Raw genomic sequence first — 15185 nt, forward strand, 5'->3', positions numbered from 1 at the left:
TATGAGGAAAAATATGGATGTTTATGCAACTGCAGGATTAATACTGATTACACTGATTATCAATGTGATCGCTTATCCGCACCTGCCGGATAAAGTGGGAATTCATATGCAGTCGGGTGAAATAGACAGCTATCTATCCAAGGCCGGGTTTGTAGCCCTCTTGCCGGGAATCCAGATTATTGCATCAGTCATCACCAAGCTGACACGCAAATCAACCGTTACACTTATTTTGCTGAATGTCATTGCTTTGGGGCTTGATGCCTTCCTGATTTTTAAGAATATCTAGTTAGAAGAATCGGGTGTATTGATGAAGAAAATAAGGCATTTAGTCAGAATACAGATGAGGAATCATGCATTCTACGAGAAGCTGGACCGCAAGAACAGCATATGGATGATAGGATTGCTGATCGTTACCGCCTTGTCTCTGCTGATCTTTGTTTTTGGCCCTAACCTCCAAGAGTTTTACAGTCAGGTCTATACGCTGGGATTGGAGGAACAGTTCTTTTTAGTAATTCTGCTGCTGTTGATCAGCATTTTGTTGATTTTTGGAATGATTCATATTTTAACGTTATTCTATTTCTCCAAAGATATTGAGGCGCTGCTTCCATTGCCGCTGAGGCCTATACATATTCTGGCTTCTAAATTTATTGTAGTCCTAACAGGACAATACATTGTATTTTTCATTGGAATTGGCATTGCAGCCGTGTTATATGGAATCCAGCATCAGCCTGGTTTTCTGTTTTATTTGAACGCCTGTATGATTGTGATATTTTTGCCGCTCCCTTTTATCGCTGTTATTTCTCTCTTTTGCTTTGTGCTGATGCGTGTTCTGAATCTGAGCAAGTACAAGGAGATCGTACAGATTGCAGCTTCAGTGGTCATACTAGTTACGCCCTTTCTGATTAGAAGATTATTCAATCTCAGTACGTTAAGCCGCAAGGATTACTGGTTCAGTGATGCTCTTCGGGTAGTTTCGCGAAGCTTCTTTCATTATCAGTCGCCTGTCTATCTGCTGATTATCGCGAGTACATCTCTTGTGGCCCTTCTTCTTTTTGCTGTTGCGGGAGAAAAGCTGTATTTCAAAGGGGTTATAGGCAATAATGAAGGCTCCGGGAAGGGAAGCAGGACACCGATTGAAGCTTCAGAGAAAATCAAGGTGGCTTACGCCTATATCAGAAATGAGATCAGAAGCTACCTGCGGACCCCGGTTTTTGTGATTAACTGCATTCTCAAAAATTCATTATGGACATTGGTTCTTCTGGTTGTGTTAGGCTCGCAATGGAGCACAATCAAGTTGGTTTTTCCATACATTGAAGGGATTACAGACAGCTTGAACGGAAGAATAATATTTATGATCCTGGCAGTGATCTATCTCCAAGTGGGACAGAATTATTCGTCGGCGATCGCATTCTCCAAAGACGGTACAAGAATAATGAACAGCAAATACATTCCTGTCGGTTATCCGCAGCAGATTATGTACCGGGTGCTTGCCAGTGCCGCAGTACTGATTGTCCCGTCTATGATTCTATTGATCGTTGCGCTCACGATGCTGCAAATACCGCTCCTGGCCTCAATTACTGCGGTACTGCTGATGATTCCCGCGTCACTGTCCGGTGCGATGCTGGGTGTATTGGCGGATATTCATAATCCCAAGCTGTTTTGGGACAGTGAGGCCGGGTTAGTGAAGAATAACTGGAATATCTTTAGCGGAACCCTGTTTGCTATAGGCATGTTTATTCTGCTTGTATTAATCTCCAGATTCTATAACCCTTCCTTCGTGTCAGCGGTCTTGATATGTCTGCTGGGATCATGTGCAATCAATATCTGTCTGTATGCGCTGATTAGAAGGACGGGCGAGGCGAAGGTTCAGGCTATGCTTGATTCATGAAAGGGATTCGAACGGAAATTATATCCTCACGCCAGTTACAATTTTGAAGGAGATATTATGATCGAATTTGATAATGTGTTCAAAAGCTACCAGGATTCATCATATGTGCTCGAGAATTTGAGCCTGAGCATTATGCCCGGAGAATTGTTCGGGTTTCTGGGGCCCAATGGTGCGGGCAAAACCACCACATTGCGGATGCTGACCGGTATCGCCAAGCCTGATCAAGGGGAAATCCGCATCAACGGATGGAATATCGCGACGCATCCACTCCAGGCCAAAAAGCAATTCGGCTTTGTTCCCGATAACCACGATCTTTTTCTGCGGGTTAAAGGCATGTTGTACTTGAACTTTATGGCAGATATCTACGAAGTATCGGGACCGGAGCGTAAAAAAATCATCCATGATCTGGCGGAACGATTTGAGATGACCGACCATTTGAACCAGCAGATCCGCTCTTATTCCCATGGCATGAAGCAGAAAATATCTATTATAGGAGCTTTGCTGCATAGTCCGAAGGTTCTGATTCTCGATGAGCCGATGACGGGGCTGGACCCCAAAGCAACCTATGAATTGAAGAAAATGATGCAGGAGCATACCGCGCAAGGGAACAGCGTGCTGTTCTCCACGCATGTGCTTGAGGTGGCAGAGAATCTGTGCGACAAAGTGGCTGTGCTGAACAAGGGAAGAATGTTGTTCTCCGGGACTGTTGATGAGATGAGGGAGACCTTTCATTCCAACGAGTCGCTGGAGGAAATGTTCCTGGAAATTACCCGGAGTTGACCGATTCCCGGTTTCCCCTGGTCAGCGGCGCTCTTTGTTGACGGAGTGGCGATGCAGAGTGGTCCGGGCTCATGGGTTAGCGTTTTAATTATATCCTCCTCTATAACATTGCAAGCCCGCACCAGGCGCGGGCTTTTGGTGCTCCCTGCTGTACCGCGCAGTGATCTATCCACGCTTGTCATGCCCGTCTGCATATTGCAGGCAAGTCCCTCATAGACATGTACTAATCAATGCTTTTCAAAACAGGTTAAGGGGATGATGTCATGCGCCGGATAACATGGGTACTCGCGATCATTATGAGCGTGGCCCTGGTGCTCGCGGGATGCGGGAAGAAGGACGCCGCTTCCGTGGTCAAGGATTTGAACAATGTGTCTGACAAGCTGGAGAGCAAGCAGGGGGCTTACCAGGGGTCGGGCACGATGACGCTGTACACCGGCGAGCAGCCGCAGGAGTATAAGGTGGAGGTATGGTACAAGAATCCTTCCTACTACCGGATCAGCCTGTCGAACGTCCAGAAGGACGTTACGCAAATCGTGCTGCGCAATGATGAGGGCGTATTCGTGCTGACGCCAAGCCTCGGCAAAAGCTTCCGCTTCCAAAGCGACTGGCCGGACAATCAAGGCCAGGTCTACCTGTACCAGACGCTGGTCCGGGGGATTGTCTCCGACAACAACCGCCAGTTTGCGGAGGACGGAGACAACTACGTGTTCGAGGTAGCGGCGAATTATCAGAGCAGCGCGCTGGTCCGCCAGAAAATCTGGCTCGCCAAGAAGACCTATGAGCCGAAGCAGGTGCAGGTCTCCGATTCAGAAGCCAAGGTTGTGGTGAACGTGAAGTTCGACAGCTTCAAATTCGATCCGGACTTTACCAAGGATTCTTTTGATATGCAAAAGAATATGACTGCCGGCAATGCATCCGAAAGCACGGTGGCGGAAGTCGATGAGAACGGCAATCCGGTCATTTCACAAGACAACAGCGAGCAGGCAGAGCAGCCGGCGGCTGCCGAGCTGGGGGACTTCGGAATTATCGAACCGGGATATATTCCTGCCGGTGTGCAGCTTAAAGACTCCAACAAAATTGAGGACAGCAAGGATCATTCCGTGCTCCTCCGTTACGACGGAACCTACCAGTACACGATTATGGAATCCCGTCCGCTGGACCGTGCCGTCTCGCTGGCACCGGGCAGTGTGATTGATCTTGGCTTCACAGTGGGCCTTCTCAGCGGCGACGAACAGCAGACATTAACCTGGATGAGCGATGGCGTGGAATACCGGATCACCAGCGCAAATCTTCCTGTGAGCGAAATGATGCAGATTGCCGCTTCTATGGAGGAACAATCGGGTAAGTAAATATCAGTAGGCGGATACTGCGTATTGTGGAAGTCTTTCCTCTACATGCGGTGTCCGCTTTTTTCAAATTTACGGGTGATGACAGACCTATGGAAATTCTGCCAAAAGATAGCCCTTTGCTTACATTGACAGCCGCCTTCCATTAGCATTACCATTGACAGTAAGACTGAAATCAATGAATGCTGAAGAGATGTTTTACTACTACGATTAGAAGGTGACCCTGAAGTGCAAGCAAGCTATCGACCTACAGTAGCCGAGATTAATCTCGATGATCTGCGTGCCAATTACGAGGCCTTCCGCAAGGCTCTGCCTGCGGAAACCAAGTTTATGGGATGCGTCAAAGGAAATGCGTACGGCCATGGGGCCGTGGAAGTGACTCGGGAGCTGGAACGACTCGGAGCGGATTATGTGAGCGTTGCTTTTCTGGATGAGGCATTGGAGTTGCGTCAGGCGGGAATACTAATTCCTATTCTGGTGCTGGGCTACACCTCTCCTGAAGGGATAGCCGTTGCCTGGAAGAACCATGTAACCGTAACACTGTTCACACCGGAGGTGCTGGAGGCGGTAAGACAGCTTCCGGTAGATCCGGGGCACCGGCTGAGGGTGCACATCAAGATTGACAGCGGGATGGGCAGGCTGGGGCTTTTGCCAGCCGACGCACCCGATTTCATCGCTGGAGTGCATTCCGTAGCGCAGGCGGAGCTGGAGGGCATGTTCACACATTTTGCCAAAGCAGACGAAAAAGACAAAAGCTATACACTGATGCAGCACCGACGGTTCATGAGCGTGGCCGAAACGCTTCGGGACAGAAACATCCACATCCCGATCATACATACGGGCAATAGCGCTACGGCCATTGATACACCTCTTCTATCCAGTAACATGGTGCGTGTAGGCATAAGCTTGTACGGTTTCTATCCCTCGGCAGAGGTGAACCGCGAGCTGGTGGCTTTACACCCGGTAATGACGCTGAAGACGCAGGCGGTTTATGTCAAAACCCTGCCGCCCGATTGGGGCATCAGCTACGGCACCCGGTACTTTACAGACAGCGAAGAGATCATTGCGACGCTTCCTGTAGGGTACGCTGACGGATATTCCCGCATGCTAACCGGCAAAGCGGAGGTGCTAATACGCGGACGCCGCGTTCCTGTCGTCGGAACGATCTGCATGGACCAGTGTATGGTAACGCTCAAATCTTTCGCTGAAGAAGCGGAACAAATCAAAGCTGGCGAAGAGGTTGTACTCATCGGCCGCCAGGGCGCCGTGTCTATCACGGCAGATGAACTGGCACTCCATCTTGGAACGATTCACTACGAGGTAATCTGTATGCTGGCCCACCGGGTGCCGCGTGTGTATGTACGCGAAGGCACTGCTCCGAACCTGGTGAACCCCTTGCTGCAGACCTAATATCCTGACCGTGTAACTGATGCAGGAACGCAATTGAAGGAAAATGCCGTGTCGGCCAGCATGACTTATGGTCTATACGAACCGCCGTTTCTAGTTTATAATGGAATGCAGCATACTTGATATACTGGCGGCATATATTCCTTGTATAAAATTCCTTGTATATTGTAACACTGGAACACAAGGGCAGAAGGTTTGTGGGGGTGGAAGAGAAGGTGGCCAATTTGCAGAACACCAAAAGGATCATGATCAGCTTGCCCGATCATCTCTTGCAGGAAGTGGATGGAATCGTCCAATTGGAGAACTCCAACCGGAGTGAATTGATCAGGCAGGCCATGAAGCTGTATCTAAGCGAACGGAGGAAACGGACCATCCGCGATTCGATGCAGCGTGGCTATATGGAAATGGCTAAAATCAATTTGACCATGGCATGCGAGGCGTTTCTCGCGGAGGAAGATGCAGACAGTACTCTTGGCCGCTTAGTAAGCGGGGTGTAGATATTGATCGTTAAACGCGGCGACGTTTTTTTTGCCGACCTTTCGCCGGTGGTGGGTTCAGAACAAGGCGGAGTACGGCCGGTACTGGTCATTCAGAACGACATTGGCAATCGCTTCAGCCCGACAGTCATTGTGGCGGCCATCACTGCCCAGATCCAGAAGGCAAAGCTGCCGACGCATGTGGAAATTGATGCGGCTGCTCACGGGTTTGACCGGGATTCAGTGATTCTGCTGGAACAGGTTCGGACAATTGACAAACAACGCTTAACCGATAAGATCACCCACCTGGACGACGAAACGATGAAGCTGGTGGATGATTCGCTGCAAATCAGCCTGGGACTGATTGATTTTTGAATCAGGCTGACCATAGATCACCTATAATGCATTAAGAGGCGCACTCGGGATATCCCGGTGTGCCTCTTTGATTATACAGGCATTTAGTTCAGCGGGTAATGCCTTCACTATGAGAAGCTTCTGTGCTACAATTAGACCGGACGGTCGGTTTAGAAGGAGGCGGTCAGGATTAAAGGACGTTCTGGCGGAGAAGAGACGAAGAAACGGATTGTGCAGACGGCCTCACAGCTGTTTGTTCAAAAAGGATACGCTGCTGTAACCATGAATGAGGTCTGTTCGGCGGCCAAGGTCAGCAAAGGGAGCCTGTATCACCATTTTCCCAGCAAGGATGAGCTTTTTCTGTACGTGGTGGAGGACGATACGGAGCAGTGGCTTTTGCAGTGGGCAGAGAAGAGAAGCAGCATCAGCGGTGTTGAGGAGCGCTTCTATGCATTGGGCGAGCATTATGCGAATGATTTCCAGAATCCGCTGATCCGGGCACTTGAGGAATATGCCCGTTCCCGGCCCCATTCCGCTGAGGTTCATGAGCGTCTTGCGAAGCTCTACGAATCTGCGTCCGAAGCCTGCCGCGATCTTCTGCAGGAAGGAATGGGCTCCGGATATCTGATCAGGGGCGATCTGGACCATTATGTCATCGTTGTGAGCGGCCTTCTCGAAGGTGTCAGCAGAGTCAGCGAAATTATGGCGTCCGCCAAATCTCCGGAGGACATCATGCAATATTACCGTGAAGCGATAGGGCTGCTGCTGCAGGGAATCCGTGCCCGGTAGGGTTATGGGAGGGAACTACGAGCTTCCATTTCCCCCTGCCGGATAGCTTCATACTGCGTATAATTAGACCGGATGGTCGGTCTTATTGGCTTTTTATATATTTAATTAAGGGAATATCAAAGAAGACCGGGTTCTGGAATTACGGAGGTTATTAAAATGACATTATTGCTTAGAAACCGGGGCGCTATGCTGCTCCTTATGCTGAATATATTTCTGGCGTTTACAGGGATCGGACTGGTTGTCCCGATTATGCCTACTTACATGAATGAGCTGCAGATCGGAGGCAGTGTCGTCGGGCTGCTGGTGGCGGCCTTCTCTCTGACCCAGCTGCTCCTTTCACCCTTTGCGGGCGGGCTGTCCGACAGGATGGGCCGGAAAAAAATCATCGTCATCGGGCTGGTTGTATTTGCGCTGTCGGAGCTGTTATTCGGCCTCGCCCAGTCAAGCTGGCTGTTGTTCGCGGCGAGAATGCTGGGAGGGGCCGGAGCGGCGATGATTATGCCTGCGGTCATGGCGTATGTGGCGGATACCACCTCCATGGAGGAACGGGCTAAAGGCATGGGGCTGATCAATGCGGCCATTACCACCGGCTTTATCATCGGACCGGGGCTTGGCGGCTATCTGGCTGAGCTTGGCATTCGTGTTCCATTCTTCGCTGCTGCCGGGGCTGCGGCACTGGTAGCCGTGGTGACCGCTGCCGTATTGCCTGAATCGCGTTCAACCGCCCAGCTTGCCAATGCCAAGTCCATTCAGGGAAATAAAGACAGTCTTATCGCCCAATTGGTGCGTTCTTACCGGGAGCCTTATTTCTTCGGTCTGCTGATTGTATTTGTGCTGTCCTTTGGACTGGCCAATTATGAAACGGTATTCGGGTTGTTTGTGGACCATAAGTTTGGATTCACACCCAAGGATATTGCCTTTGTGCTGACCTTTGGCTCGATTTCGGGAGCGGTGATTCAGGTTACGGCTTTCAGCTGGATTCTGAAGCGTTTTGGAGAAAATAAGGTCATTTCGGCCTCGCTGCTTGCCGCGGGACTGTTCATTTTCCTGACCTTGCTTGTGCAGGGCTATTGGGCGATAGTCACTGTCACCTTTATTGTGTTTCTCGCCATGGATATTCTGCGTCCTGCTGTCGGCACCCAGCTCTCCAAAATGGCCGTGGAATCACAGCAGGGCTTCGTGATGGGCATGAACTCGGCGTATACCAGTCTCGGCAATATTGCCGGACCGGTTGTTGCCGGCGTCCTGTTTGACCTGGATATTAACTTTCCGTATGCCGTGGCTTCCCTTGTACTTGTCCTGTGCTTCCTGCTGTCGCTTGCCTCAAGAAAGCGGATGGGCCGTCCCGGTCTGCAGGTAAAATGATGAGCGGCTGCGTTTTCTGCGGATTTTGGCGGCAAGCCAATCTGTGATACTATTTTAGGGTAGGGTTGATATGAACACAGATCGTGTACGGAAAGAGGGATTTCATTGACAGCAGATACGAATATTCCGGCCAAAGCGGCTGAAGAGGCGCTGGCCCGGCAGGAGCAGGAGACGATCACACAGGCGATTGCCAGGGAGCTGGGCATTAGTCTGAAGCAGGTGCGGACAACGGCGGGTCTGCTTGATGAAGGGAACACAATTCCCTTCATTGCCCGCTACCGCAAGGAAATGACCGGTGAGCTGGACGAGAATGCGCTGCGCGATATAGAAGAGCGGCTGGGCTATCTGCGCAATCTGGGGGACCGCAAAAAGGATGTGCTCCGCAGCATTGAGGAGCAGGGCAAGCTGACGGAGGAGCTGCAGGAGCAGATTCTGAAGGCGGTCAAGCTGCAGGAGGTAGAGGATCTCTACCGTCCGTACCGCCAGAAACGCAAGACGCGTGCCAGCGCCGCCAAGGAGAAGGGGCTGGAGCCGCTCGCGGATTGGGTGCTGGAGCAGCGCCGCCAGGGCGATCCGCTTGAGGAAGCCGTGAAGTATATCGATTCCGGTAAAGGCGTGGAAAGCGCAGAGCTGGCGCTTCAGGGCGCGATGGATATCATTGCCGAGAATATTGCCGATGATCCGGCCATCCGCTCCTGGGTCCGCCAGTATACTGCCAGCCAGGGCGTGCTGGTCTCGGAAGCGAGGGATGCGGAGCAGGAGAGCGTCTACGAGAACTATTATAATTACCGTGAACCGGTACATAAAATGCCGCCGCACCGCATTCTCGCCATTAACCGCGGCGAACGGGAGAATGTGCTGAAGGTCGGCATAGAGGTGACTGCCGACAAGATTCATGCTTTTATCTCGCGGAAGCTGATCAAGGGGCCGTCTCCGGTCAGGGAACTGCTGGAAGCGGTGACCGAGGATGCCTACAAGCGGCTGATCGCGCCTTCCGTGGAGCGCGAGGTGCGCGGGGAGATGACGGAAAAGGGGGAAACGCAAGCGATTTCCATCTTCTCCGGAAATCTGCGCAGCCTGCTGCTGCAGCCGCCGGTCAAGGGACGGAGCGTTCTCGGCGTCGACCCGGCTTACCGCACCGGCTGCAAGCTGGCCGTGGTGGACGATACCGGCAAGCTGCTGGAGGTAGCGGTCACTTATCCGACGCCGCCGAACAACAAGAAGAAAGAGGCGGCGGCGAAGTTCAAAGAGCTGATTGCCAAATATGGCATCCAGCTCATTGTAATCGGCAACGGCACCGGCTCGCGGGAGACGGAGCAGTTCACCGCCGAGGTGATCGCAGAGATCGGCGAGCCGGGGCTGGCGTACCTCATTGTCAATGAGGCCGGAGCCAGTGTGTATTCCGCCTCCAAGCTCGCGCAGGAGGAGTTCCCGGACCTGGATGTGGCGGAGCGCAGCGCCGCCTCCATCGCCCGCCGCGTGCAGGACCCGCTCGCGGAGCTGGTGAAGATCGACCCGAAGGCGATCGGTGTCGGGCAGTACCAGCATGACGTATCCCAGAAGCATCTGGAGGAAAGTCTTAAGGGCGTCGTCGAATCGGCGGTTAACCATGTCGGTGTCGATGTCAATACGGCTTCCGCTTCGCTGCTGTCCTATGTCGCCGGAGTCAATGCGACCATTGCGAAGAATATTGTGAAGTTCCGCGAGGAGAACGGCAAGTTCACCACGCGCAAGCAGCTGCAGAAAGTGCCGCGTCTTGGTGCCAAATCCTACGAGCAGTGCATCGGCTTCCTGCGAATTCCCGGCGGAGACAACACGCTGGACCGGACGCCGATCCATCCCGAGTCTTATCCGGTCGTCGACCGCCTGTTCCGGGAGCTGGGGCTGGATGTGGCCTCGCTCGGCAGCAAGGAGGTTGCCTCGCAGCTTGAAGCCCAGGACGCCGCAGAGCTGGCTGTGAAGCTGGAAGTTGGCGTGCCTACGCTGCGCGACATCCTCGAGAGCCTGCAGCGTCCGGGCCGCGATCCGCGCGAGGAACTGCCGCTGCCGATCTTCCGCACCGATGTGCTGAAGATCGAAGACCTGGTTCCCGGCATGGAGATGCAGGGAACCGTGCGCAACGTGATCGATTTCGGCGCCTTCGTCGATATCGGCATCAAGAACGACGGGCTGGTGCATATTTCCCAGCTCAGCGGCAGCTACGTGAAGCATCCGATGGATGTGGTCTCCGTGGGAGACAACGTCACCGTATGGGTGATGGGCGTCGACCTGAAGAAAGGCCGGGTCAGCCTGACCATGCGTCCGCCGCGCGGATAATGCCGGAAGCGCGGAGTATGTAAGCCCTCTGACCTGGGTTACCGGGCAGAGGGCTTTTTGGAAAGATAAGAATTTATATGTTTCACGCTAAAAATTAGCCTTATCTTGCTCGCTGAAACGGATACCGTCCTTAATAAGGACGGCTTAGCCGTTTCCACTTGTCCACAACAAACTATCTTTGCCTCTAAATTCGCCCGGAGCAGGCCATGTGCAGGAATCAGAGGTAAAAGTGCCTCTGATTCCGCCCGGAGCAGGCCATGTGCAGGAATCAGAGGTAAAAGTGCCTCTGATTCCGCCCTCAGCAGGCCATGTGCAGAAATCAGAGGTAAAAGTGCCTCTGATTCCGCCCGGAGCAGGCCATGTGCAGGAATCAGAGGTAAAAGTGCCTCTGATTCCGCCCTCAGCAGGCCATGTGCAGAAATCAGAGGTAAAAGTGCCTCTGATTCCGCCCGGAGCAGGCCATGTGCAGGAATCAGAGGTAAAAGTGCCTCTGATTCCGCCCGGAGCAGGCCATGTGCTAATGCCCATCCGGAGCTTGGATGTCGTCAGCAGCCATGCTGCCCTGGCTCTGTATCACTCTGCCGGTTTTTGCACAGAAAGCGAAGAAATCAGATATGGCATGGAGCTTGGGCAGCAAGGTGTCCGGCGGCGCCATTTCACGCGCTCCAGGCCCTAAACCGCGGTATTGAACCACCCGTAAATCCAGCCTGGGGCTGTACAAGCGGGTGTTTTTCTTTTGGTCAACTGCACAATACATTTCGTCCGATCATCAATATTCTTTTATGTAAGGCAGCCGTTATACTGAAAGCGTGTTCAACAAGAGCTATGGGAGGCTGTACAATGGAAGGGTTAACAATAGGTTGGTACGGGGCGCTGGCGGGACTGGCAATCGCGATCATTCTGATCCTGAGAAAGCTGAATCCGGTCTATGCATTATTTCTCGGGGCCATCGTGGGTGCGCTGATTGGCGGTGCCAATCTGGAACAGACGGTGAGTGTACTTGTAAGCGGTACGCAAAGTGTCATGGGAACAGTCCTGCGCGTGCTTGCCGCCGGGGTGCTGGCAGGGGTGATGATGGAGTCGGGGGCAGCCGAGACGATAGCCCAGGCAATCGTGAAAAAGTTTGGCGGCAGCAAGGCCATTCTTGCACTGGCGCTGGCAACGATGATTATTACAGCCGTAGGGGTATTCATACCCGTAGCTGTACTGATAGTGGCGCCGATTGCTTTATCTGTAGGCAATAAAATGGGAATCTCCAAAGTGGCGCTGCTGCTCGCACTCTCCGGCGGCGGGAAGGCGGGGAATATCATCTCGCCCAATCCCAATACCATCGCCGCAGCGCGGGGGTTCGAGCTTGATCTGAGCAATGTGATGCTGGCCGGCTTCATTCCGGCAGTATGCGGATTAATTGTAACCGTTATTATAGCCTCTCTGCTGAAAAATAAAGGTGTAAAAGTGCTTGACGGGGATGCAGTGTACAATGAAATCGATGCTTCCAAATATCCGCCGCTGGGCAAGGCCATCGTGGCCCCCCTCGTTGCGGTCATCCTGCTGATGATCAATCCGATCGGTTCGCTCACCGGCGTAGAGGTGCTGTCCAAGATCAAGGTGGATGCGCTGTACATTCTGCCGATTGCCGGGATTATTGGCCTCCTGGCCATGGGCCAGGGCAGCAAAATTCTGGAATTTACTTCGTCCGGTCTGAATAAAATGACTGCCACGGTGCTGATTCTGATCGGGGCCGGCGGAATTGCCGGACTGATCGCCGCTTCTGACCTATCCGTCCAGATTGTGGGCCTGATTGAGGCGGCGGGGATTTCGGGAACCTTCCTGGCACCGATTTCCGGTATTCTGATGGCGGCGGCTACAGGCTCCACCTCGACAGGCGTAATTCTGGCGACAGGCTCATTCGGGCAAGCGGTTCTGGATATGGGAACGGCGCCCCTTGCCGCAGCGGTAATGGTGCATACCGGGGCTACGGTCATCGACTCCTTGCCGCAGGGGAATTACTTCCATGTCACGGCCGACAGCATGAAAATGTCGATTAAGCAGCGGATGGGGCTGATCCCCTATGAAGCGGTTGTAGGCGGGACGATGACCATTGCGGCGACGATCATATATGGATTTTTGTTCTAGCTGCAGCTTCTAAATATTGGATATGGGGTGAGGATATGAGAGAGAAAGAGAAAACATTTGTACTGGCACCGGATTCCTTCAAACAGAGCATGAGCGCCAAAGAAGTCTGCATTGCCATGGAAAAGGGCTTGCGGAAAGTCTATCCGGCAGCTAATTATATTCATGTGCCGATGGCGGACGGCGGGGAAGGAACCGTCCAGTCACTGGTTGATGCCTCGGGCGGGGAGCTTCATTACAAAGAGGTGACCGGACCGCTCGGGCAAAGGGTTACAGCCCAATACGGCATACTTGGCGGCGGGCAGACGGCGGCGATTGAGATGGCCTCCGCAAGCGGTATCCATCTGGTAACCCGGGAAACCCGGAACCCCCTGATTACAACCACCTACGGTACCGGCGAATTGATCCGTGAGTGCCTGGACAGGGGCATCCGCAGGATTATTATCGGTATCGGAGGCAGTGCGACGAATGACGGCGGTGCGGGCATGGCAGAGGCGCTTGGGGCCCAATTTCTGGATGAGGCAGGAGCGGTGCTTCCCCGCGGCGGCGGCAGCCTGGGCAGCCTGGCAAGCATAGATATTACGGAGCTGGACGAGCGGCTCCGGCATGTTCAATTGATTGTCGCCTGCGATGTGACGAACCCGCTGTGCGGTGAGCACGGCGCTTCCCGGGTGTTCGGCCCGCAAAAGGGAGCTACCCCGGAGATGGTGCAGGCGCTGGACGCCAATCTGGCCCATTATGCCGGGATTGTGAAGCGGCAGCTGCACAAGGATGTTCGGGATCTGCCCGGTGCGGGTGCTGCCGGAGGATTGGGGGCGGGACTGCTGATCTTTACCCGGGCTGTGCTGCAGAAGGGCATTGAGATTGTAATAGAATATACCGGTTTGAAGGAAAAGCTCGCCGGCGCCGATGTCGTCTTCACAGGCGAAGGCGGGATCGACTTCCAGACGAAGTTCGGGAAGGCGCCCTACGGTGTCGCCCGTGCTGCCAAGGCCGGCGGATCAAAGGTTATCGCCATCGCCGGTTATCTCGGAGAGGGGATTGATGCCCTGTATGAGGAAGGCTTCACAGCCATCTTCGGCATCGTTCCCGGAGCCTCTGAACTCGAGAAGCTGCTGGCCGAGGGGCCGCAGAATGTTGAGCGGACCTGTGAGAATATTGCCAGAATCCTGAAGATAAGCGAATAGTGTAAAAGCGGCGGCCCTGGAGAGTTTTCTTCAGGGCCGCCTGATGTGCTACTTATAAAGCGCAAGCAGGCCTTGTGTCAGCTCGAACAGCTGCAGCAGATTGCGCGGGTCTTTGCCGGTCAGGGCCTGAATCCGTTTCAAGCGGTATTGCAGTGTATTGCGGTGTATATTGAGCGCTTCGGCTGTGTGGGAGACGCTGCAGTTATGGTTAATGAAGCTTCTAAGCGTCTCCGTCATATCGGCAGCGTCCTCCAGCTTGGCGGCGGTGTTCACCGGTGACAGCGTGGCGTGGCTCAGCTTCACCAGAAATTCGGCATCTGCAAAAGCGATAACCTGTGAAGCCGGCCTCAGCGCCAGCAGAACATTCATCGCCGATTTGGCCTGCCGGTAGCTTTCCGCAATGTTCGCTTCCTGCTTGCCGGCTGCGATCAGCACCCGGGGCTGGTCCTGAAGAAGCTGGCGGATCAGCGGTCCGGGGTCGGCTGAATTCTGCAAGACCAGCAGCTGAGTGTCCTCATCAATGGCAAAGCTTGGGTAGTGCAGCAGCAGCTTGCCCGGCTTCTTCCCGGCACTGTAATGCTTGATGTACAGTACGACGGTTTTCAGGAGCAGGTCGATTTGATACGCCGCCGCTTCTTTCCTCAGCTTTTGGGAGTATGTCCCCTGATGGTTCAGCAGCAGCTCCAGGAAGGCTTTTTTGCGATTCGCTTCATGGGCCAGTGTCTCCAGGCTAATGCGCTGCTCGATAAGCAGGGAGACGGTGGTTCTGACAATATTGCAAAAGGGGCGGACCTCGTCCGGATTCCCGGAAATCCCGATGACGCCGACGCGCGTATGGCCGATGACTATCGGCTCGTTGGTGCCTTTTTTCTCAAAGCGGCTGTCCTCCCAGACCTCAACCATTTTGCCGGTGGACAGCGCCTTGACTGCTCCCTGATGGACCGTGCCGACCCGTTCCCTCCGGCCGCTGCCGATAATAATGCCGTCTGCATTCATGATGTTAATATTATAGGGGATGTCTGTCATCATTTTATCCACGATCTCCTGGGCCTGACTCTCGGATAGCTGGAACAAATCAAGATCCTCCTTCGTTAAATGGGTAAATAAGGTTAAGCATGTCCGTCGTAACGGACCATACAGCCCC

14 protein-coding genes are annotated in these 15185 nt (G+C 53.4%); 13 read left to right on the plus strand and 1 reads right to left on the minus strand.

From position 1 onward, the window contains the following. Window position 1: 1 nt before the first annotated feature. From HYD27_RS09055 to HYD27_RS09115, 13 genes are all read left to right on the plus strand, one after another. On the plus strand, window positions 2-286 hold the full coding sequence (locus HYD27_RS09055; protein WP_219213917.1) for a DUF1648 domain-containing protein: 285 nt from the start codon (window positions 2-4) through the stop codon (window positions 284-286). Window positions 287-340: 54 nt separating this feature from the next. Beyond that, a complete protein-coding gene (locus HYD27_RS09060; RefSeq protein WP_219213919.1) occupies window positions 341-1888 on the plus strand; it encodes an ABC transporter permease in 1548 nt (515 codons plus the stop codon). A 57-nt stretch (window positions 1889-1945) separates the two neighbouring features. Further along, window positions 1946-2668, plus strand: coding sequence for an ABC transporter ATP-binding protein (locus tag HYD27_RS09065; RefSeq protein WP_219213921.1), 723 nt, complete (start codon window positions 1946-1948; stop codon window positions 2666-2668). A 263-nt stretch (window positions 2669-2931) separates the two neighbouring features. Beyond that, entirely contained in the window at window positions 2932-4017 is a 1086-nt protein-coding gene (locus HYD27_RS09070) for a LolA family protein (protein WP_219213925.1), read from the plus strand. A 225-nt stretch (window positions 4018-4242) separates the two neighbouring features. Next, window positions 4243-5424: an alanine racemase gene (gene alr / locus HYD27_RS09075; RefSeq protein WP_219213928.1), complete on the plus strand. Its 1182-nt coding sequence runs from the start codon at window positions 4243-4245 to the stop codon at window positions 5422-5424. 212 nt (window positions 5425-5636) lie between these two features. After that, the gene (locus HYD27_RS09080) at window positions 5637-5918 is read left to right on the plus strand and encodes a CopG family ribbon-helix-helix protein (RefSeq protein ID WP_025708964.1); all 282 of its coding nucleotides are present in this window, start codon (window positions 5637-5639) and stop codon (window positions 5916-5918) included. 3 nt (window positions 5919-5921) lie between these two features. Further along, complete coding sequence (locus tag HYD27_RS09085) at window positions 5922-6272, plus strand: type II toxin-antitoxin system PemK/MazF family toxin (protein ID WP_019913013.1); 351 nt, start codon at window positions 5922-5924, stop codon at window positions 6270-6272. Between the two features lie 210 nt (window positions 6273-6482). After that, window positions 6483-7040, plus strand: a complete 558-nt coding sequence (locus HYD27_RS09090) for a TetR/AcrR family transcriptional regulator (RefSeq protein ID WP_219213932.1) — start codon at window positions 6483-6485, stop codon at window positions 7038-7040. Between the two features lie 150 nt (window positions 7041-7190). Then, the gene (locus tag HYD27_RS09095) at window positions 7191-8405 is read left to right on the plus strand and encodes an MFS transporter (protein ID WP_375373904.1); all 1215 of its coding nucleotides are present in this window, start codon (window positions 7191-7193) and stop codon (window positions 8403-8405) included. Between the two features lie 150 nt (window positions 8406-8555). Continuing rightward, entirely contained in the window at window positions 8556-10721 is a 2166-nt protein-coding gene (locus HYD27_RS09100) for a Tex family protein (RefSeq protein WP_219214027.1), read from the plus strand. A 208-nt stretch (window positions 10722-10929) separates the two neighbouring features. Continuing rightward, window positions 10930-11397, plus strand: coding sequence for a hypothetical protein (locus HYD27_RS09105; protein WP_219213938.1), 468 nt, complete (start codon window positions 10930-10932; stop codon window positions 11395-11397). A 164-nt stretch (window positions 11398-11561) separates the two neighbouring features. Further along, a complete protein-coding gene (locus HYD27_RS09110) occupies window positions 11562-12857 on the plus strand; it encodes a GntP family permease (protein WP_219213942.1) in 1296 nt (431 codons plus the stop codon). 35 nt (window positions 12858-12892) lie between these two features. After that, entirely contained in the window at window positions 12893-14041 is a 1149-nt protein-coding gene (locus HYD27_RS09115; protein WP_219213944.1) for a glycerate kinase family protein, read from the plus strand. Between the two features lie 48 nt (window positions 14042-14089). Here HYD27_RS09115 and HYD27_RS09120 read toward each other — a convergent pair whose 3' ends face one another. Next, window positions 14090-15115, minus strand: coding sequence for a CdaR family transcriptional regulator (locus HYD27_RS09120; RefSeq protein ID WP_219213946.1), 1026 nt, complete (start codon window positions 15113-15115; stop codon window positions 14090-14092). Window positions 15116-15185 lie beyond the last annotated feature (70 nt).

Source organism: Paenibacillus sp. S150 (assembly GCF_019352175.1).
In the GTDB taxonomy this organism is placed as follows: Bacteria; Bacillota; Bacilli; order Paenibacillales; family Paenibacillaceae; genus Paenibacillus_AQ.

Excerpts from the sequence above, each read along its gene's own strand:
- HYD27_RS09055 (WP_219213917.1), top strand. The coding sequence starts at position 2 with ATGAGGAAAAATATGGATGTTTATGCAACTGCAGGATTAATACTGATT.
- HYD27_RS09060 (WP_219213919.1), top strand. The coding sequence starts at position 341 with ATGAGGAATCATGCATTCTACGAGAAGCTGGACCGCAAGAACAGCATA.
- HYD27_RS09065 (WP_219213921.1), top strand. The coding sequence starts at position 1,946 with ATGATCGAATTTGATAATGTGTTCAAAAGCTACCAGGATTCATCATAT.
- HYD27_RS09070 (WP_219213925.1), top strand. The coding sequence starts at position 2,932 with ATGCGCCGGATAACATGGGTACTCGCGATCATTATGAGCGTGGCCCTG.
- HYD27_RS09110 (WP_219213942.1), top strand. The coding sequence starts at position 11,562 with ATGGAAGGGTTAACAATAGGTTGGTACGGGGCGCTGGCGGGACTGGCA.
- HYD27_RS09115 (WP_219213944.1), top strand. The coding sequence starts at position 12,893 with ATGAGAGAGAAAGAGAAAACATTTGTACTGGCACCGGATTCCTTCAAA.